The organism is Flavobacterium odoriferum (assembly GCF_025499515.1).
In the GTDB taxonomy this organism is placed as follows: Bacteria; Bacteroidota; Bacteroidia; order Flavobacteriales; family Flavobacteriaceae; genus Flavobacterium; species Flavobacterium odoriferum.
The window spans coordinates 102428-123888 of record NZ_JAMKFA010000008.1; the positions used below are offsets into that span (position 1 = coordinate 102428).

General features: G+C 32.4%; 13 protein-coding genes and 1 pseudogene. 11 read left to right on the plus strand and 3 right to left on the minus strand.

What is annotated here, in order from left to right; translation table 11 throughout:
- The first annotated feature begins 50 nt into the window (after positions 1–50).
- The 8 genes and pseudogenes from M9Q43_RS07665 to M9Q43_RS07700 all read left to right on the plus strand — a co-directional run bounded on the left by M9Q43_RS07665 (position 51) and on the right by M9Q43_RS07700 (position 12965).
- Positions 51–2534 (plus strand): DUF5686 and carboxypeptidase-like regulatory domain-containing protein, encoded by a 2484-nt coding sequence (locus tag M9Q43_RS07665; RefSeq protein WP_262318355.1) that lies wholly within the window; start codon positions 51–53, stop codon positions 2532–2534.
- On the plus strand, positions 2534–3136 hold the full coding sequence (locus M9Q43_RS07670) for a DNA-3-methyladenine glycosylase family protein (RefSeq protein WP_262318356.1): 603 nt from the start codon (positions 2534–2536) through the stop codon (positions 3134–3136). The genes M9Q43_RS07665 and M9Q43_RS07670 overlap by 1 nt, the downstream gene beginning before the upstream one ends.
- A gap of 94 nt (positions 3137–3230) precedes the next feature.
- Positions 3231–3761 (plus strand): inorganic diphosphatase, encoded by a 531-nt coding sequence (locus M9Q43_RS07675; protein ID WP_133610364.1) that lies wholly within the window; start codon positions 3231–3233, stop codon positions 3759–3761.
- A gap of 115 nt (positions 3762–3876) precedes the next feature.
- Positions 3877–6456 carry a sodium-translocating pyrophosphatase gene (locus tag M9Q43_RS07680; protein ID WP_262318357.1) on the plus strand — a complete coding sequence of 860 codons (2580 nt, stop codon included), beginning with the start codon at positions 3877–3879 and terminating at the stop codon, positions 6454–6456.
- An 82-nt stretch (positions 6457–6538) separates the two neighbouring features.
- Positions 6539–8800, plus strand: a complete 2262-nt coding sequence (locus M9Q43_RS07685) for a glycoside hydrolase family 20 protein (protein WP_262318358.1) — start codon at positions 6539–6541, stop codon at positions 8798–8800.
- Positions 8800–9797, plus strand: a pseudogene (locus M9Q43_RS07690) (isoaspartyl peptidase/L-asparaginase). Before M9Q43_RS07685 ends, M9Q43_RS07690 begins: the two are co-directional and overlap by 1 nt.
- Positions 9797–10468, plus strand: coding sequence for a copper homeostasis protein CutC (locus M9Q43_RS07695; RefSeq protein ID WP_262318359.1), 672 nt, complete (start codon positions 9797–9799; stop codon positions 10466–10468). Before M9Q43_RS07690 ends, M9Q43_RS07695 begins: the two are co-directional and overlap by 1 nt.
- Before the next feature lie 19 nt (positions 10469–10487).
- Complete coding sequence (locus M9Q43_RS07700; RefSeq protein ID WP_262318360.1) at positions 10488–12965, plus strand: beta-mannosidase; 2478 nt, start codon at positions 10488–10490, stop codon at positions 12963–12965.
- 32 nt (positions 12966–12997) lie between these two features.
- Here M9Q43_RS07700 and M9Q43_RS07705 read toward each other — a convergent pair whose 3' ends face one another.
- Both M9Q43_RS07705 and M9Q43_RS07710 read right to left on the minus strand, forming a co-directional pair.
- A complete protein-coding gene (locus tag M9Q43_RS07705; RefSeq protein ID WP_262318361.1) occupies positions 12998–13612 on the minus strand; it encodes a deoxynucleoside kinase in 615 nt (204 codons plus the stop codon).
- On the minus strand, positions 13612–14409 hold the full coding sequence (locus M9Q43_RS07710) for a hypothetical protein (protein ID WP_262318362.1): 798 nt from the start codon (positions 14407–14409) through the stop codon (positions 13612–13614). Before M9Q43_RS07710 ends, M9Q43_RS07705 begins: the two co-directional genes overlap by 1 nt.
- 121 nt (positions 14410–14530) lie before the next feature.
- Here M9Q43_RS07710 and M9Q43_RS07715 point away from each other — a divergent pair, with 121 nt between their 5' ends.
- The 3 genes from M9Q43_RS07715 (at position 14531) to kynU (ending at position 19583) form a co-directional block, all read left to right on the plus strand.
- Positions 14531–15433: a GLPGLI family protein gene (locus tag M9Q43_RS07715; protein ID WP_262318363.1), complete on the plus strand. Its 903-nt coding sequence runs from the start codon at positions 14531–14533 to the stop codon at positions 15431–15433.
- Between the two features lie 15 nt (positions 15434–15448).
- Entirely contained in the window at positions 15449–18181 is a 2733-nt protein-coding gene (locus tag M9Q43_RS07720; RefSeq protein WP_262318364.1) for a carboxypeptidase-like regulatory domain-containing protein, read from the plus strand.
- Positions 18182–18305: 124 nt separating this feature from the next.
- Complete coding sequence (kynU, locus tag M9Q43_RS07725; protein ID WP_262318365.1) at positions 18306–19583, plus strand: kynureninase; 1278 nt, start codon at positions 18306–18308, stop codon at positions 19581–19583.
- 51 nt (positions 19584–19634) lie between these two features.
- On the opposite strand, the gene M9Q43_RS07730 is transcribed toward kynU, so the two are convergent.
- On the minus strand, positions 19635–21446 hold the full coding sequence (locus tag M9Q43_RS07730) for a hypothetical protein (RefSeq protein ID WP_262318366.1): 1812 nt from the start codon (positions 21444–21446) through the stop codon (positions 19635–19637).
- Positions 21447–21461: the final 15 nt, after the last annotated feature.

Here is a 21461-nt window from a genome sequence, read left to right on the forward strand (position 1 = left end):
TATATTTGAAGCTTCATCAGTACTATTCTGATGAAGTTTTTTTTTCTACTATGAAGGCAAAAATTATTCTACTCTTTTTATTTTTTTCTGCTGCACTTTTAGGACAAACTAAAGTGGGCGGAAAGGTTGTTGATGACTTTGGCGACCCAGTTGCATTTGCAAACGTGATTTTTAAAAACTCAAAAGAAGGCGTTATTACTGACGAAAATGGAAATTTCTATTTTGAGTCTAAAGATAATTATTCAACACTTGTGGTTTCATTTGTGGGGTATCAAACCAAAGAAATAAAGTTAAAACCAGGTTTGAATACAGGTCTAAAAATAGAGTTGGTTTATGGTACCGAACTTAAAGAAGTGGTTGTATACACAGGTAAAACTTCCAAAAAAAATAACCCAGCTTTAGATATTTTGAGAAAAATTTGGGAACGTCGTAGAAAGAACGGTCTTAAAATGTTTAAGCAATATGAATATGAAAAATATGAAAAGGTAGAATTTGACTTAAATACAATCGATTCCGCTTTCATGAATAGTAAAGTGTTTAAAGGAATGGAATTTGTTTTTGACCAAATTGACACTTCAAGTATTTCCGGAAAAACCTATTTGCCTATTTTCATCAATGAAACACTAAGTGAAGTTTATGGTGACAATGAAGCTAAAAAAACTAAAGAAATTACAAAAGCCAATAAAAATTCAGGATTTGGTTCAGGTGATGGAGTTAATACATTCATCAAAGATTTATATGCTGATTTTGATATCTATGACAATTATTTAAAGTTTTTTGATAAAGATTTCGTAAGCCCATTGTCAAGAACAGGTATTAATGTATACAATTATGTGTTAAACGATAGTATGTTTATTGATAATAAGTGGTGCTACAATATTGTGTATTATCCAAGACGTAAAAACGAATTAACTTTTAAAGGTGATTTTTGGGTAAACGATACCACTTTTGCAATCAAGAAAATCAATTTGGAAGCAAGTAAAAGTGCAAATATCAACTGGGTTAAAGAAATTTATATTGAGCAAGAATACGAAGTAATGAACGATTCTGTTTTCTTGTTGAAAAGAGATTACATGATGTCCGATTTTAGCTTTTCTAAAAAAGAAGAATCAAAAGGAGTTTATGGGAAACGTACTACTCTAGCTAAAAATCATAAGTTTGATATTAAAAAAGACGATAAATTCTATAAACAAGAAGTCAATTTCTATGATAATGCTGTTTTCAACAAACCCGACGAATATTGGGAAGCCAATCGATTTGAAGCTTTAAATAAAAACGAAGCTGGAATTTACAAAATGCTTGATACTTTAAAAGAAGTGCCTCGTTTTAAAAGAATTTACAGTCTTGCCTCAATTTTAGGAAGTGGTTATATCGAAATTCCAAAACTCAAATTAGATTATGGACCAATTTTCTCAACTTTTGGTTACAACGATGTAGAAGGACAACGAATAAGAGTTGGAGGTAGAACCTATTTTGGACCTAATGACAAATGGAGAATTCAAGGTTACACAGCCTATGGATTTAGAGATAATCAATTCAAATACGGAATTTCTGGTAGATGGATGGTAAATCCAAACAATCGACTTATTTTATCGCTAGGAAATCGTCGCGATGTTGAGCAAATGGGTGTAAGTTTAACTACTTCAAACGATGTTTTAGGAAGAAGCTTTGCTTCGTCAGCACTTTTTGCAAGTGGTGTAAATAATCAATTAACTTCTGTAAATCTTACAACTTTAGGATTTGAAATAGAGCCGGCAAAGAATTTTACTTTTCAAACGAATTTAACGTACAGAACATTAAAATCAGCATCAAGCGAATTTAGTTTGGATTATTACACAGATTTATCTCAAACCGAAATTAAGAGCCAAGTAAAACAATCGGAAATAAATTTTGTAGCTGAATACACTCCAAAACGAAAAACTGTTGGTTATGGTGTGGATCGTATGGATGTAGATTTCAATTATGCTCGTTTTTTTGTAAGTTATAGTAACGGCTTAAAAGGGGTTTTAAATAGTGATTTTAATTATCAAAAACTACAACTGTATTATCGTCAACCTACTTTAATTGGTGGTTTCGGAAGATTGTTTACTACTTTTGAAACTGGAAAAATTTTTGGCGAAGTACCATTAGGTTTAATGGGGGTAATCCCTGGAAATCAATCTTGGTTTGTAATCGAAAATACATACAATTTGTTAGATTACTACGATTTTGTGGCAGATGAATATGCTTCGTTACATTTAGAACATCATTTTAACGGAAGATTGTTTTCGAGAGTGCCGCTTTTAAGAAAACTAAACCTTCGCGAAATTATAGGTATCAAAGGTGTTTACGGTAGAGTTTCTGATGAAAATGTAATGTTAAATGCTTCAGGGTTAACTTATGTTGCTCCAGAAGATATTTACTGGGAATACCACGCAGGAGTTGGAAACATCTTCAAAGTATTGCGTGTCGATTTTGCTTGGAGAGGAAGTTACTTAGAAATGCCAGATGCTAGAAAATTTGCTATAAGAGCTTCATTTGGATTCTATTTCTAATGGAAGAGGCAATTGAATATTTATATAAAAAAGACGATATTTTTAAACAAATAAGTCAGCAATTTGGAATTCCTATTCAGCCAAAAAGACCACAAGGTTTTGAAACATTAGTGCTTCTAATTTTAGAGCAACAAGTTTCTATAGATTCCGCAAAGGCTACTTTTATCAAATTAAATACAGCAATTCCTGATTTTTCCGTTGAAAATGTATTTGCTTTTTCTGAGGAAAATTTCCGAACTTGTGGTGTAAGTCGACAAAAAACAAAATACATAAAAGCACTTGCTGAAGCCATTTTGTCAAAAGAATTGGATTTAGAGAGTTTGGCTTTTAAAGATGTTGAAGTTGTGCGACAAGAATTAATTAAAATCAAAGGCATCGGTAATTGGACTATTGATATTTATTTGATGTTTTGTTTAGAATCGCTTGATATTATTCCACTCGGAGATATTGCAGTTGTAAATACCATGAAAGAACTTTTAGATATTCATACTAAAGAAGAAATGGAAATCTATACTCAAAAATGGAAACCCTATCGCTCAGTAGCAACTTATTTTCTTTGGCACTATTACCTTGAAAAAAGAGGAAGAAAAATCACATATTAAATCTTTGTAAAATCTATACTTTTTTTGCAAAACTCTTTTGTTTCTCATGTTTTATAGTGGTAACTTTGCACCCGTTTTAAAAACATAAGATAAAATGACAGCAGATAAAATTACTACATTTGATGTATTGATTGAGATTCCAAGAGGAAGTAGAAACAAATACGAATACGATTTTGAATTAAAAAGAATGCGTTTTGACAGAATGTTATTTTCGTCAATGATGTATCCAGCAGATTACGGATTTATTCCAGAAACGTTAGCATTAGATGGTGATCCATTAGATGTTTTGGTTTTAGTTAACGAACCAACATTTCCAGGTTGTGTGATGGAAGTAAAACCAATCGGTGTTTTCCACATGGCAGATGATAAAGGGCCAGATGAAAAAGTAATTTGTGTACCAGTTTCTGATCCAATTTGGAATAAATTAAACGATTTAAGTGATGTAAATCCACACTTAATCAAAGAAATTGAGCACTTTTTCCAAGTGTATAAAGATTTAGAAAACAAAAAAGTAGATGTTGAAGGTTGGGGTGACGTTAATGAAGCAAAAGAAATTTTGACAAAATGTACTAACCGTTTCAATGAAATCGAAAATAAACCAGAAGGATTGTTTAGTATTAAATAATTTGTAGGTTCCTAATAAATAAAAAGGCAGTATTTTTCTAAAAATATTGCCTTTTTTGTTTTATTTTCTTAATATTACCATAAAATTAACAAACACCAAAACTAATTTATATTTTATGGAATCAATGATGATTTATGTACCAATAGTCATGGCACTATTAGGGTTAGCATTTATGGCTTTCAAACGCGCTTGGGTTCTTAAACAAGACGCTGGAGATGGAAAAATGAAAGAAATTTCAGATTACATCTACGAAGGAGCCTTAGCCTTTTTAAAAGCAGAATACAAATTATTAACGTTTTTCGTTCTTGGAGCGAGTGTGGTTCTTGCGGGAATTTCATTTATTGTTCCAACAACTCATTGGTTAATCGTAATTGCATTTATTTTCGGAGCAATATTTTCTGCTTATGCAGGTAATATTGGAATGAAAATCGCAACTAAAACTAATGTTAGAACTACGCAAGCCGCTCGTACAAGTTTACCACAAGCATTAAAAGTTTCTTTTGGTGGTGGAACGGTAATGGGATTAGGAGTTGCTGGCTTAGCTGTTTTAGGATTAACTGGATTCTTTATAATATTCTTTAGATTTTTCATGAACGGAGTATGGACTTCAACTGATGACATGACCATCGTTTTAGAAACTTTAGCTGGATTCTCTCTTGGGGCAGAATCTATCGCATTGTTTGCTCGTGTTGGTGGAGGTATTTATACTAAAGCTGCCGATGTAGGTGCTGACTTAGTAGGAAAAGTAGAAGCTGGTATTCCAGAAGATGATCCACGTAATCCTGCTACAATTGCAGACAACGTAGGTGATAATGTTGGAGACGTTGCCGGAATGGGTGCCGATTTATTCGGTTCGTATGTAGCAACTGTTTTAGCAGCAATGGTTTTAGGAAATTATGTAATTAAAGATATGGGTGGTAAAATCGATGACGCTTTTGGCGGAATTGGACCAATTTTATTACCAATGGCAATCGCAGGTTTCGGAATTTTATTTTCTATCATTGGAACAATGTTAGTAAAAATTTCAAGCGATGATGCTAAAGAAGCACAAGTACAAAAAGCATTAAACATCGGAAACTGGGTTTCTATTGTTTTAACTGCTGTTGCATGTTTCTTCTTAATCGATATGATGTTGCCAGAAACGATGCAAATGTCATTCTTTGGTGAAGGAATTCAAGAGATTTCTTCAATGAGAGTTTTCTATGCATCTTTAATTGGATTATTTGTTGGTGGAGCAATTTCATCTGTAACTGAATATTACACAGGATTAGGGACAAAACCAGTTTTAGCAATCGTACAAAAATCATCAACTGGAGCTGGAACTAACGTAATCGCTGGTTTAGCAACAGGTATGATTTCTACTTTCCCAACAGTAATTTTATTTGCTGCTGCAATCTGGTCAACTTATGCTTTAGCAGGATTTTATGGTGTAGCTTTAGCAGCTTCTGCAATGATGGCTACAACTGCTATGCAATTAGCAATTGATGCTTTCGGACCAATTTCAGATAACGCTGGTGGAATCGCTGAAATGAGTGAATTACCAAAAGAAGTGCGTACTCGTACAGATATTTTAGACTCAGTGGGTAACACAACAGCTGCAACTGGAAAAGGTTTCGCAATCGCTTCTGCAGCATTAACTTCGTTAGCTTTATTTGCTGCTTATGTAACATTTACTGGAATTGACGGAATTAACATCTTCAAAGCACCAGTATTAGCTATGTTATTTGTTGGAGGTATGATTCCAGTAGTTTTCTCTGCATTAGCAATGAACTCTGTAGGAAAAGCTGCAATGGATATGGTGTACGAAGTACGTCGTCAGTTCAAAGAAATTCCAGGTATTATGGAAGGAACTGGAAAACCAGAATACGGAAAATGTGTTGAAATTTCTACAAAAGCAGCTTTACGCGAAATGATGTTGCCAGGAATTTTAACAATCGGTTTCCCAATTGCAATTGTATTATTAGGTAAATTAGTTTACGCAGATAACAACCAATTAATCGCAGAAATGTTAGGTGGTTATATGGCTGGAGTTACCGTTTCAGGTGTGCTTTGGGCTGTGTTCCAAAACAATGCTGGTGGTGCTTGGGATAACGCTAAAAAATCTTTCGAAGCTGGAGTTATGATTAACGGTGAAATGACATACAAAGGTTCTGATGCGCACAAAGCAGCGGTAACTGGAGATACTGTTGGAGATCCATTTAAAGATACTTCAGGACCATCAATGAACATCTTGATTAAATTAACATGTTTGATTGGTTTAGTAATCGCTCCAATTTTAGGAGGACACGGTGCTACAACTGAAAAAGGGGCTTGTTGTTCTGGAGACAAAAAAGAAATGGTTTGTACGGAAGGAAAATGCGATTTATCTAAATGTGCTACAATGACAAAAGATGAATGTGCAAAAATGTGTGAAGCTAACGGATGTTCAGATGAATGTAAAGAAAAATGCATGTCTCAATATGATGAAAATGGAAAATACATCGGAGATGCAGTTCACGTTCACGGACCAAATTGCAATCATGACAAAGCAGAAATCAAAGACATTAAAGTTACTAAAGTAAAAGATGCGAACGGAAAAGTAAAAGCAACGGTTATTTTAACTACAATGGTTGATGGTAAAGAAACTACCGAAGAAAAAGTTTTTGAAGGAGACGATTTAGAAGTGGATGCAAAAATTGCTGAACTAGGAAAATAATCTTTTTTCAACACAAATAATGAAAACCGTACAGCAATGTGCGGTTTTTTTATTTAATTTTAGCCAAACAAACACAACTCCAATGAAATATAAAATACTGATTTTGTTGTTGCTTATTCCTGTAATTAGCATGGCGCAAAAGAATCTTAATTTAATTCCGAAGCCGCAAAACATTGAATATCATTCTGGTTTTTTTGTTCTGAACTCGAAAACCGTTATTCAAGCAGATGAAAATTCTTTCGAAGCTAAATATTTGCAACAAATCATAGAGCAACAATTAGGATTAAATTTAGAAATTACAACTTCGTCTAAAGCAAAGTCTAAAATTATTTTTGTAACTAAAATTATCGAAGAAAAAAAGTCTTTTAAAGAATGGTATAATTTATCAATTTCAAAGAATGAAGTGGTTATAAAAGCAACTGAAGATCATGGAATTTTCTACGCTATTCAAACATTAATTCAATTACTTCCATTAGAGAAATCACTTGAAATTAAAATACCTTGTTTAAGTATAACCGACCAACCCAAATTTCAATGGCGCGGTATGCATTTAGACGTTTCTCGTCATTTCTTTCCAAAAGATTTCATCAAAAAATACATTGATTATTTAGCTATTTATAAAATGAATACTTTTCATTGGCATTTAACTGATGACCAAGGTTGGCGCATCGAAATCAAAAAATATCCTAAACTAACCGAAGTGGGAGCTTGGAGAAACGGTTCCATGGTTGGACATTACACCGACCAAACTTTCGACGACATTCGCTATGGCGGATTTTATACGCAAGAAGAAATCAAAGAGATTGTAGCTTACGCCAAAGAACGCCACATCACCATTGTTCCTGAAATCGAAATGCCTGGTCATGCTTTAGCAGCCTTAGCTTCTTATCCTGAATTTTCTTGCACTGGCGGACCTTTTGAAGTGGGAAAAACTTGGGGTGTTTTAGAAGATGTTTTTTGCCCTAAAGATGAAACTTTTACGTTTTTAGAAAATGTTTTAACAGAAGTAATTGATTTATTCCCTTCCGAATATATTCACATTGGTGGTGATGAATCTCCAAAAGTCCGTTGGAAAAGTTGTCCGCATTGTCAAAAAAGAATCAAAGAGGAACATCTAAAAGACGAACACGAATTGCAAAGTTATTTCATCCAAAGAATCGAAAAATTTGTCAACAGTAAAGGTCGAAAAATAATCGGTTGGGATGAAATTTTAGAAGGCGGATTAGCACCTAACGCAGCCGTAATGAGTTGGCGCGGTACCGAAGGCGGAATTGCAGCAGCCAAACAAAAACATTTCGTAGTTATGTCGCCAGGTTCACATTGTTATTTTGATCATTATCAAGGCGAACCTAAAAATGAACCGATTGCTTTTGGAGGTTATACCAATGTAGAAAAAGTATATTCTTTTAATCCAATTCCGAAGGAACTTTCAGCAGATGAATCGAAATATATTTTAGGTGCTCAAGCCAATCTTTGGACGGAATACATCAACACTACAAAATATGTTGAATATATGCTTTTCCCAAGAATAGCAGCACTTTCTGAAGTCGTTTGGGGAACATCAAATTCAAAAGAATACAAAGAATTCGAAAAAAGATTGATTTCACATTTTGAAATCTATGATAAAAAAGGAATCAACTACAGCAAAGCCATTTTCGAAGTAACTTCAAAAGTGCAACCTGCCGAAAACGGAGTAGCATTCGAATTAAAATCTGTCAATCCAAGCGGAATTAAATATACAACTGACGGTTCGGAACCAAATGCGAATTCGATTTTTTACGAAACACCAATTCTAGTTACGAAAAACCAAACCATAAAAGCAGCTTATTTCGAAAATGGAAAAGTAAAAAGTGCTACTATCGAACAACCGTTTTTCATTACTAAGTCAACGGGTAAAAAAATAGAATTGGTTCATCAGCCGCATGAAAATTACGGAATTGGTGGAAGTTTTACTTTGGTTGATGGTATGAAAGGAAATCCTTCAAAATTCGGTAGAGATTGGTTAGGCTTTTGGGGAAAAGATATGAACGCTACAATCGATTTAGGGAAACCAGATACGATTTCAAAAATCAGTATTAACGCCCTTTCATCAGAAGGAAGTTGGATTTATTATCCAAAGAGTATCGGAATTTTAGTTTCAAAAGAGGGTGAAAATTACATTCCAATTACAATAGTTACTTCTAAAGAAGTTTATGAAAATAAAGGAAAAATCGTAGTTGAATTTGATAAACAAAATGTTCAATTTATAAAAGTCATTGCAGAAAACAACGGAATCATAGCAGATGGAAAACCGGGAGCTGGTTCTAATAGTTGGTTATTTGTAGACGAAATAAGTGTAGAATAATGACAAACAGAAGAAATTTTTTAAAAACAACCGCATTAGCAACAGCTGGCGTAGCATTTCAGGCTTTCAATGGAAAATCTGATGAAACTGAAATGGATATTAATTCAGGAAAAGTGAATAAACCAATTGTGCTTTCTACATGGAATTTTGGTTTGCAAGCCAATGAAGCCGCTTGGGAAGTGCTAAAAAATAAAGGTCGCGCTTTGGATGCTGTAGAAGCTGGAGTAAAATTCCAGAAGGAGATGTAAATGAAAGAAGTGTGGGTTACGGCGGTCGTCCAGATAGAGATGGTCGCGTAACATTAGACGCTTGTATTATGGATGAATTTTCGAATATTGGTTCGGTAGCTTGTTTGGAACACATCAAACATCCCATTTCTGTAGCAAGAATGGTCATGGAAAAAACGCCTCATGTGATGTTGGTAGGTGAAGGAGCATTGCAGTTTGCCATTGCACAAGGGTTCAAAAAAGAGAATTTGTTAGTTGAAGCTTCCGAAAAAGAATGGAAAGAATGGCTAAAAACCAGTGAATATTTACCAAAAGCCAACATCGAAAACCACGACACTATCGGAATGATTGCGTTAGATGCGCATGGCAATTTATCGGGTGCGTGTACTACAAGTGGTATGGCGTTTAAAATGCACGGAAGAGTAGGCGATTCCCCAATTATCGGTGCAGGTTTGTATGTGGATAACGAAATTGGTGCCGCAACCGCAACAGGTCACGGCGAAGAAGTAATCCGAATTACGGGTTGTCATTTGGTAGTAGAATTAATGCGACAAGGGAAATCGCCACAAAAAGCTTGTGAAGAAGCGGTGATGCGAATTGTAAAACTGACAAAAAATCGAGGAAAAAATCTAAAAGATATTCAAGTTGGATTCATCGCTCTGAATAAAAAAGGAGAATATGGTTCGTATTGTGTGCAAGGTGGTTTCAATTATGCCGTTCATGATGCAACAGGAAATAAATTAATTGATGCGAATTACTTTTTGAAATAATGAAAAAAATCGAAATCGCTTGTTTTAATCTTGAATCCGCTCTCATCGCACAAAAAGTAGGAGCCGATAGAGTAGAATTGTGCGCTGATATGTCGGTTGGTGGTACAACTCCAACAATCGAAATAATCCAACAAGCTCGCGAACATTTGACCATCGATTTATATGTAATGATTCGCCCAAGAGGAGGTGACTTTGTTTATTCAATGCATGAAATAATGTATATGTATTTAGATATACTTGAATTCAAAGATATTGGTGTTGACGGCTTTGTTTTTGGAATTTTGACAAACGATGGTAAAATCGATATAGAAGTGAATAAAGCTTTAGTTGATTTAGCAAAACCTTTTCCTTGTACGTTTCATCGTGCTTTTGATGAAGTTTTAGATTACGAAAATGCATTAGAAGATGTTATTTCATGCGGATTTTCAACAATTTTAACTTCTGGAACTTTTTCAAATGTGATGGAAGGAAAAGAAGTTTTGAAGCAATTAGTCATTCAAGCCAATAATCGCATCGAAATAATGCCTGGTGGCGGATTGCGTTCAATTAATATTTCAGCATTAAACGAAATGGTTGATGCTAATTGGTACCATTCATCCGCCATTACCGATGGAAGTGAAATTGCTAGTCCAGAGGAAATTGTTCAATTGAAGAAAAAGTTGCAATCTTAAATGAACTTACATGCCTTATATGTTTAAAAAAATCTTCGTTTTTATATTATGTCTAAATTGTTTTTTCAATTTTGGACAAACTTCTTATCGAAATTTATCATCAGAAAACTGGACATTCAACAAGCAAAACGAAGCAAAAAAATATAAAGCAACTATTCCGGGAACCGTTCACACGGACTTGTTTCAAAACAAAATAATTCCTGATCCATTTTATGGAGACAATGAAAAGAAATTACAGTGGATTGAAAATGAGAATTGGGAGTACGAAACATATTTTACTTTATCAGAATCCGAACTTAAAAATCAAAATATCGATTTGGAATTCGAAGGTTTAGATACGTATGCAACTGTTTTTTTGAACGGAAAAGCAGTTTTAGAAGCCAATAATATGTTCCGAAAATGGACAATTTCTGCCAAATCACATTTGAAAATTGGAACCAATCATTTAAAAGTAGTTTTTCATTCGGCAGTTCAAAAAGGAAAAGAAGAAGCGAAAAAATTATCCTATACTTTACCTGAAAAAGAGCGTGTCTTTGTTCGAAAAGCGCAATATCAATTCGGTTGGGATTGGGGACCACGATTCGTAACGGCAGGAATTTGGAAAAAAGTGCAATTAAAATTTTGGAATTCGGCTAAAATCGAAAACATAAAATACAGTCAAGTCGAATTGAATGACAAAAAAGCGATTTTAGAATTCACAACCGAAATTTACGTTTCCAAAGTAAAAGCGATTCAGCTAAAAATCAATGAAAAATCGGAAACATTCAATCTTAAAAAAGGAAAGAACAAAATCATAATGTCCTATGAAATTGCGAATCCAAAATTGTGGTGGTGTAATGGTTTAGGTGAAGCAAATTTATATCCTTTTACTATCGAAGTCCAACAGAAAAAGCAGTTTTTGGATTCAAAAAAGTTAAATATTGGCTTGAAAACTATCGAATTAATTCAGGAAAAAGACCAAGCAGGAAAAAGTTTTTATTTTAAATTAAATGGGAAATCTGTTTTCATGAAAGGTGCTAATGTGGTTCCGCCAGATAGTTTTTTACCACGAGTTTCTGATTCCACTTATTTTTCTTTAGTCGAAAATGCTAAAAAAGCGAATATGAACATGCTTCGCGTTTGGGGCGGTGGCGTTTATTTTGATGATGCGTTTTATGAAGCTTGTGATGCTAACGGAATTTTAGTTTGGCAAGATTTTATGTTTGCTTGTTCGATGTATCCTGGAGATGAAAAATTTGTGCAAAATGTAAAACAAGAAGTAATTGATAACGTAAATCGTTTGCAAAATCATTCAAGTATTGCTATTTGGTGTGGCAATAATGAAAACGACGAAGGTTGGCACAATTGGGGTTGGCAAAAACAATTTAACTATTCAAAAGTGGATTCAACACAAATTTGGAACGATTACAAAAAAGTATTTCACGAAATGATTCCGCAGACATTAGATAGTTTGCTTCCAAAAGAAAAAAACATTTATTGGTCTTCGTCACCTTCGATTGGTTGGGGAAGAAAAGAAAGTTTGTTGCAAGGTGATTCGCATTATTGGGGCGTTTGGTGGGGAAAAGAACTGTTTGAAATTTATGAGAAAAAAGTGGGGCGTTTTATGAGTGAATATGGTTTTCAAGGCTTGCCAAATTTGGAAACCTTGCAAAAAGTGATGGATAAAGAAGATTTGAATTTCTCTTCCGATGCTTTTAAAAATCATCAAAAACACCCAACAGGTTACGAAACCATCAACGAATACATGGAACGCGATTATGTGGTACCAAAAGATTTCGAGGATTATGCATATGTTTCCCAATTGTTGCAAGCTCGTGGAATGAAAACCGCAATTGAAGCCCACCGAAGAGCCAAATCATATTGTATGGGAACGTTATATTGGCAATTCAATGATTGTTGGCCTGTTACGTCTTGGAGTTCGTTGGATTATTATGGAAATTGGAAAGCGTTTCATTATCAAGCGAAGAGAAGTTTTGAGAACGTACTTTTGTCTGCTGAGGTAACGGATAGTGGAATTTATAAGTTTTTTGTTATCAATGATGGGATTCAAAATTATGCAGGAGAATTAAAAGCTGAAATTAGAAATTTTAATGGTCAACTTTTATGGCAGAGAAAATCGTATTGTAAATCAGACGCTAGTTCAAATGTGTCAGCTATTTTATTGCCTTTTCCTTCATTAAAGGAAATTGATACACAAAATTCATATATAAAATTAGAATTTATTTCAGACGATAATCATTGGGAATCTAATTTCTTTTTCGAAAAACCTAAAGATTTAAAATTATTAAAACCAAACATTCAAATCAAAACTATTGATGAAGTAACTATTGAAATTTCTACCGATGTTTTAGCTAAGGATGTTTTTCTGTATTCGGAAAATGACACTTTTTTTGAAGATAATTATTTTGATTTATTGCCAAATGAAAAGCGAATTATCAAATTGTCGAAGCCAGTTCAAAATATAAAAGTGAAATCGTTGTTTGATACAATGAAATAAAAAAAACGCCTCGATTGAGGCGTTTCATATGGCTAAAATAATCCGTTTAATTCGGCATCAATTCGGTTGATGATGTTTCCTAAATCTTCTGGATTGTTAACAAAATCAATATTGTCTACATCAATAATTACTAATTTTCCTTTGTCGTAAGTTTGAATCCATGCTTCGTATCTTTCGTTCAAACGACTCAAATAATCAATTGAAATCGAGTTTTCATAATCTCTTCCTCTTTTGTGAATTTGACTTACAAGATTAGGAATCGAACTTCTTAAATAAATCAACAAATCTGGTGCGCCTACTAAGCCTTCCATAAGTTCAAAAAGCGAAGTATAATTATTGTAATCTCTATTTGCCATTAATCCCATTGCATGAAGATTGGGAGCGAAAATATGTGCATCTTCATAAATTGTACGGTCTTGAATAATGTTTTTACCACTTTGTCTAATTTGTAACACTTGACGAAAACGACTGTTCAAAAAATAAATTTGAAGATTAAAACTCCAACGTTCCATTTGGTGGTAAAAATCATCTAAATACGGATTGTCAACTACATCTTCAAAGTGCGGTTCCCATTTAAAATGTTTGGCTAATAGTTTCGTTAATGTTGTTTTTCCTGCTCCGATGTTTCCTGCGACTGCTATGTGCATTATGGTAAAATTATTTTATAATTAGTAATTTCATTTTGGGTAAAAATAGCTAAAATTCCATCCGCAAAGAAAAAATTAGTAACGAAATTTTCAGCAATTTTAATTTTTGTACTTCTGTTATTGGCAATTTCATAATATAACAATTGATTGTCATTTGTATACAAAGCAATTTCATTGTTAATTAATTGAATGGTATCAAATTCTGGAAAACGATCAAATGTTTCAATAGTGCCATAAATAGATATGGAATGAAATTTGTTTTTATCATTCAGCCAGTAAAAATGTGTGTAATTTGAATTATAATGTTTTATTGGATGTTCTAATGCGGTTGAAATCCATTTGAAGCTATCGTTAGTTAAATTATACAATCCAATTTTTGACGAAATAGTATCAAAAAACCACAACTGGTTTTGCGATGATAAAGCTATAGCATCAATATTTACAGCTTCTGAAAGTAAATTAAAATCGATTTTTTTGGTCTCGTTTAATTGATTGTCTAGTAAAATTGCAGTGTTGAAATCGTTATAAAAAACTACAATTTGCAACGGGTTTTGAAAATCAACGCGCGTAATTTTTCCTAAACTCACATTTTTATATTGATAATTAATTAGTTTGCTGTTTTTAGATAAAACATTGTCTTTAATTGAATACTGATTTTGTTGGTTGTCAAATCCTAAAAAAGTATCTGTTAACAATAAAGTTTTGTCAATGTTTTCAGTATAAATAGCATTTTGCGAAAAGGTTATTTCGACAATCAAAAAAGTCATAAAAATCAAAAATATATTTTTTTGAAACATTGTTTAAACTAATTTAAAATTCAAAGGTCTAATATACTACTTTAACAGAAAATTAGTAGATAAATTGTGTAACAAATTGCACTTTTGAAAGTCTAAACATTATCTAATCTATTCAAAAACAATGAAAAAAATAATTATTGCTTCAATTTTAATGATTTCTGGGATAATACAAGCTCAGAATTTTCAAGGAATGGCGGTTTATGAATCTAAAACAAGTACTGCCGAATTTGCAAAAGGCTTAAGTGGAAATAAAGATATTACTCCAGAAATGCAAAAGCAAATTGAGGAAAGAATGAAAAAAATGTTTGAAAAAACATTCATTTTAAATTTTGACAAATCGGCTTCAATTTATAAAGAAGAAGAAAAATTAGATGCACCAGGAGAACAAGGTGGAAGAAGAATGATGGCTTCAATGATGGGCGGAGGCGGAACGCATTATAAAAATGTAAAAGACAAACAATTTATTGTAGATAGAGAGTTTTTTGGAAAAGAATTTTTAATTAAAGATTCGTTGCCAAAATACGATTGGAAAATGGAAGGTGAATCAAAGCAAATTGGAAATTATACTTGTTTTAAAGCTACTGCAGTTGTAAAAGTAAATGAATCAGATTTTAGAAATTTTAGATTTAGAAATCGCGATAAAAAAGAAACAGAAACTAAAACAGAAACAGTAAAAGATACTACCAAAGCAAAGAAAACCAATTTTACCGAAGACTGGGAAATGCCAAAAGAAAACACCATTACAGCATGGTATTGTCCAGAAATCCCTGTAAATCAAGGTCCAGAAAATTATTGGGGTTTACCTGGGTTAATTTTAGAAGTTAATGATGGTAAAACGGTTATGTTGTGTACAAAAATTGTTATGAATACAAAAGATAGAGTTGAAATTAAACCCGTAACTAAAGGAAAAGAAGTTACTCAAACAGAATACAACGATATTGTTAAGAAAAAAATGGAGGAAATGCAAGAGATGAATTCAGGTCCAGGTGGTCAACAACGTGGTGGATTTAGAATGAGTAGATAATCTTTACAATACAATATGAAAAAAATAATATTATTACTTATAATGGCACTTTCTACAAGTGCCTTTTCTCAAAATATTCGTTTCGAAGGTACAGTTAAAGACTCTACAGGTGTTGGTTTAGATATGGCTAATATTATGGCGATAAATCAGCAAACAAAAGCAATGGATGCATATGCTATTACTAACGAAGCAGGAAAATTTATATTGAGTTTAAAAGCAAATACTGCATATACAATTAAAGCAAGTTATATTGGTTTTCAGTCGTTTGAGAAAACGGTTACTACAACAACTTCTAATATGAATTTCCCAATTACTTTAAGAGAAGGAACGGTATTAAAAGATGTTGAAGTGGTGTATGAGATGCCTGTAACCATTTCGGGCGATACTATTATTTATAATTCAGATTCATTTACCAATGGAACCGAACGAAAATTAGAAGACGTACTAAAAAAATTACCAGGTGTAGAAGTAAACAAAGACGGAGAAATTGAAGTTGAAGGTAAAAAAGTTCAGAAAGTAATGGTGGAAGGAAAAGATTTTTTTGATGGAGACACCAAATTGGCTACTAAGAACATTCCTGCTGATGCATTAGATAAAATTCAAGTTTTACGAAATTATAACGAAGTTTCTAATTTAAAAGGCTTGGAGAACAACGAAGAAAGTATTGCCTTAAATATTAAATTAAAAGAAGGTAAAAAGAATTTTTGGTTTGGAGATATGACTGTGGGAATTGGAGTTGGACATGAAGAAGAACGTTATATCATTAATCCAAAATTGTTTTATTACAATCCAAAATACAGTTTAAACATTATCGGAAATAAAAACAATATTGGTGAGTTACCATTAACAGCACAAGATTATTTTAAGTTCACGGGCGGATTTAAAAATATGATGAGAAAAGGCGGTTCTTCTTTTAATGTAACTTCAAACGATTTAGGAATTTTAGGGCTTCGTAACAATCAAGCAGCAAATATTGAATCTACTTTTGGAGCAGCAAATTTTAGCTTTAATCCTTCAAAAGCATGGACTTTGAGTGGTTTTGGAATTCTTTTAGGAAATAAAACTGAAATCGAAACTACAAATATTTCAAACCGAACCGATAATTTACCCGATGGATCATCTCAAACGATTACCGAAACACGTGAAGAATTTACCCGTCAAGATAGTAAACAAGCTTTGTTGAAATTAAGTTCGAGTTATGTACCTTCAGAAAAAGTGCATTTTGATTATGATGCTTTGATTAAATTCTCTGACCAAAAAGAAAATTCAAGCTTGTTTTCTAATTTGCTTTCTGATATTTATACCAATAAAAAGCAAAATCCGTTTTCAATTAATCAAAATTTAAATTACTATTATACATTAAATGAAAAACACGTTTTTGCTGCAGAATTTCAACATCTATATCAAGAAGAGGATCCGTTTTATAATGCAAATTTAGAAACGCAACCTTTTATTTTGTCAGGTTATAATGGAACACAATTGCGAGATGATGTGAACCAAAACCGTTTTGTAAAAACCAATAAATTAGATTCGAAATTTGATTATTATTATATGGTTACGCCAAAAAGTAATATTAATTTGACTTTAGGAAATACATATTCATATCAAAATTTTGATTCTTATATTTTTCAAATGTTAGATGATGGTTCTCAAAATAATTTGTCATCAACTGAAAATTCTAATAATGTAAATTATTCGTTTAATGATGTTTTTCTTGGTGTTCATTATAAGTTTTTGTTAGGAAAATTCACTTTTAATCCTGGATTTAGTGTACATCAATACAATATGAACGATGAGCAATTGGGAACATCGAACAAGCAATCGTTTAATAGAATTTTGCCAGATGTTTACGCATTATGGCAAATTAAAAAATCGGAAACATTAACGTATAATTATTCGTTAACTAACAATTTTACCGATATTAATAAATTAGCGCAAGGTTATGTTTTTTCAAATTACAATAGTTTGTTCAGTGGAAATAGATATTTAGAAAATTCTACTTCGCAAGTACATTCTTTACGCTATTTTAAATATAACATGTTTAATTTTGAGAATATTTTTGCTGCTGTTTCTTATTCAAAACAAGTTGATGCAATTAAGAATAAATCTTTGTTAACAGGTGTTAATCAAGTTTCTTCTGCGGTTAATATTAATTCTGCTTTTGCTGATGAATCGTTATCAGCAAGTGGAAATTATGGTCGATCATTTGCAAAATATTATAAAGCAAATTTAAGAGCAAGTTTCAATTGGAATAAGTTTAATAACATTCGTGTTTATCCTGATTCTGATACAGATCCAAATAATAATCCAACAGAAATTCAAACTACAGAATCATTTAACCAAAGTTATACCATTGGTTTCTCTACGAATTATAAAACAATTCCTAATCTTGGTTTATCTTATAATTATTCGATTAGTGACAACTTTTCTGATGTAATTTATACCGATAGCCCTTCGTTAACCTTAGAATATTACTTCTTAGACGCTTTTTCTTTTACTTCTGAATATAATTTTTATCATAATTATAACAAATCAAAAACAATTGATAGTGAGTATGATTTCTTAACAGCAAGTTTAATTTATCAGAAAAAAGACAGTAAATGGGAATGGAAATTATCAGGAACAAATTTATTAGATACAAAATCGTTAGATACTAATAGTTTTAGTCAATTAGGCGGAACTAGTAATTTTTCAAGTTACCGAGTGCAGCCTAGATTTTTAATTTTAAGTTTGAAATATAATTTGTAGAAAACTTAGACGATAAAAGAGCTTAACATAATTAGTTAGGCTTTTTTTATGACAACTCTAAAACAACCGTTTTGACACTTTATAACTTTTCCATACTTTTACAAATTAAACAACCAATAGACTAATGATTTTTGAAAATACACGCGAATTTGCGAAAAGTTTAGACGCTCAAGACGAATTAAGAAAATACAGAGATGAATTTCATTTTCCGCATGTAAACGGAAAACAAGTAATCTATTTTACAGGAAATTCTTTAGGGTTACAACCAAAAAGAACAAAATCTTATGTAGATGAAGTAATGGCAGATTGGGCAAATTTAGCAGTAGAAGGTCATTTTTATTCCGATAAACCTTGGTGGGATTATCAAGAACGTTTTGCTGTTCCTTTGAGCGATATCGTAGGAGCTAAGCCTACTGAAGTGGGTGTAATGAACACCTTAACAGTGAATTTACACTTATTAATGGTGTCGTTTTACAATCCAACACCACATAAATATAAAATCATTTGCGAAGAAAAGGCGTTCCCAAGTGATCAATACATGTTTCAAAGTCAAGTAAAGTTTCATGGTTTTGATCCAAAAGATGCTATTGTTGAAATCAAGCGCAGAGAAGGTGAAGCTAATATTCGTTTAGAAGATGTTTTAGCTAAGATTGAGGAAGTAGGTAGCGAATTAGCTTTAGTTTTAATTGGTGGAGTAAATTATTACACCGGACAAGTGTTTGATATGAAAACCATTACAGCTGCAGGTCAAAAACATGGAGCATACGTTGGTTGGGATTTAGCGCACGCTGCCGGAAATATTAAATTAGAATTACACGATTGGAATGTAGACTTCGCCGCTTGGTGTAGTTATAAATACATGAATTCTGGGCCAGGAAATGCTTCGGGATTTTTTGTTCACGAAAAACATCATAATGACAAAGAGTTAAACCGTTTTGCGGGTTGGTATGGACACAACAAAGAGCGTCGTTTTAAAATGGAACCTGATTTTGACCCTGTTCACGGAGCCGACGGATGGCAAATTAGTAATTTACCCATTTTATCTTTAGCACCTTATTTAGCTTCTGTTGAAATGTTTGCAGAAGTAGGAATGGATAAATTAATTGCAAAACGAAATCTAATTACTTCTTATTTAGAATTTGTGCTACATGAAATCGACAAAGAATTAGAAGGCGCCGATTTTGAAATTTTAACACCTTCAAATCAAGAAGAACGTGGGTGTCAATTATCTGTTTATCTTCATGGACAAGGAAGAGAATTGTTTGAATATTTAATGAAAAACGGAGTAATCACCGATTGGAGAGAACCAAACGTAATTCGTTTAGCGCCAGCACCATTCTACTGTTCGTTTGAAGATATGTATGAATTTGGACAAATATTAAAACGAGGTATCCAAAAATAATATTAAAAAGAAACCCTAACAAATAAATGTTAGGGTTTTTTATTGAAATGATTAGGTTAAAACTAAACTCGGAATTTCAATTTCAATCAATTCTGATTTGTGTTTTTCAATTTGATTTTTAATTTTACTACGTTCTTCTTTAAAGAAATTTGTAGAAGAAAACAAATCCTCATAATATTCAATTCCTGCTAATAAATTTGTTTTAAATAAATTCCATTTTTTAATTTGACCAGCCGAAAGTTCATTTGTGTATTCTGAAATCTCGTTTCTCAAATAGTCAACATACATTTTTAATTCTTTTACAAAAACATTTGGTCGATTTTCATCTGTCATAACATTCGCATTTCCATAAATATGTTTCACCATATTTGCCAACGAAATTTCTTTATCAAAATACGCTAAATTTGGTCCTGGACAAATTACAATTCCTTGTTGTTGTCCTTTTATTTTGATGTCATTCTCTAAATATGCAGCATTTGCCAAACCAACACATAAACACGATTTATCAGTTATTTTTGTTTTTATTTTCTCAAATTCCGATATAGAAATAGTGTCTTTTTTGTTGTTCAATTCTTCTAGTTTTATGTCTTGATATTTTTTAGAAGCGGTACACATTCCTTTTTCGTCATGTTCTTTGCTTAAAGCTAAAAGTCGCTTCGGACAAGAACTTCCGGCGTTATTTTCATCAATTCTTTTTTGTTTCCAAAATTCATTTGTTGTTCCTTTTACCGAGTTAAATGGAACGCCAAGCGGAGAAATATTGCTCAAATAGAAATCATTTTCTTTTGCATTTGCTAATAATTTTCGTGTTTCATTATCTACAGAAGTTGCTTCTGGAACTAATAAAAATGGGGAACCCCAACCTATCGAATCTAAATTATAATTTTCTAATAAAAAGTCGTGTTCTTCTGCAGTTCCAACACCACCTTGAGCTGTAATTTTTAATTCTAGCTGTTTTTGAGGAACAGGCATCTCTTTTTGATCTAATGCTTTTACTAATAAATCGTGAGCGGTTTGAATTAATTGTTCTTTCTTTTCTTTAAATTCTTGTAAAATGGGGCCTAATAAATAACCATCGGTTGCAAACGCATGACCACCACAATTTAATCCCGATTCTATGCGATATTCAGAAACCCATAATCCTTTTTTAGCTAAAAAACTTCCTTGAATTAGTGCCGAACGAAAATCGCTAACTTTTAAAATGATTTTTTTCTTTATGATTGTTTCAGAATTTGGAAAAAAATCTTTAAAATTTTCAAAATAACTATATAACCTCGGATTCATTCCTGCAGAAAGCACCACAGACGAACTCAAATTACTGTTTGCAAAACCACGAAGTGCTGCGTGTGCATCATTAAATTCAACGGCTAATTGTTCATTTCTATCAAAATTATCTTTATCAACTTTCGTCATAATGTTTACATCAATTTCACCAGGCGATAAATGTTCTTCAAGATAATTTTTTATAGTGTCCTTTAGCGTATAACCTTCATCAATAAAATGTTGTAAACTGTTTTTTAAGTCTGTTTTGTTTGGCAACATAGCAATATAGTTCTCTAAAGAAGATTTGCTTTCAATCAATTCATTTTTAAAATTCTCAAACTTATCTTTTACAATTTTATCAACTAAGTTTAGGTAATTAGTAATTCGTTCAGCTCTATAATCATGAAATTTTTGCGTAATTTCTTGATAAGGAATGCTGAATTTTTCGCTGTAAAAAGCTCTCATTTTTTCAATAAGTTCATCATCTGTAATTGAAACCACAGAAGAAATACCATATTGCCCCACGCGAATTGGACTGTCAATAGTATAAGCCAATCCCATTACTGGAATATGAAAAGTGTGTGTAGGTTTATAGTTCATTTTATATAGATTTTA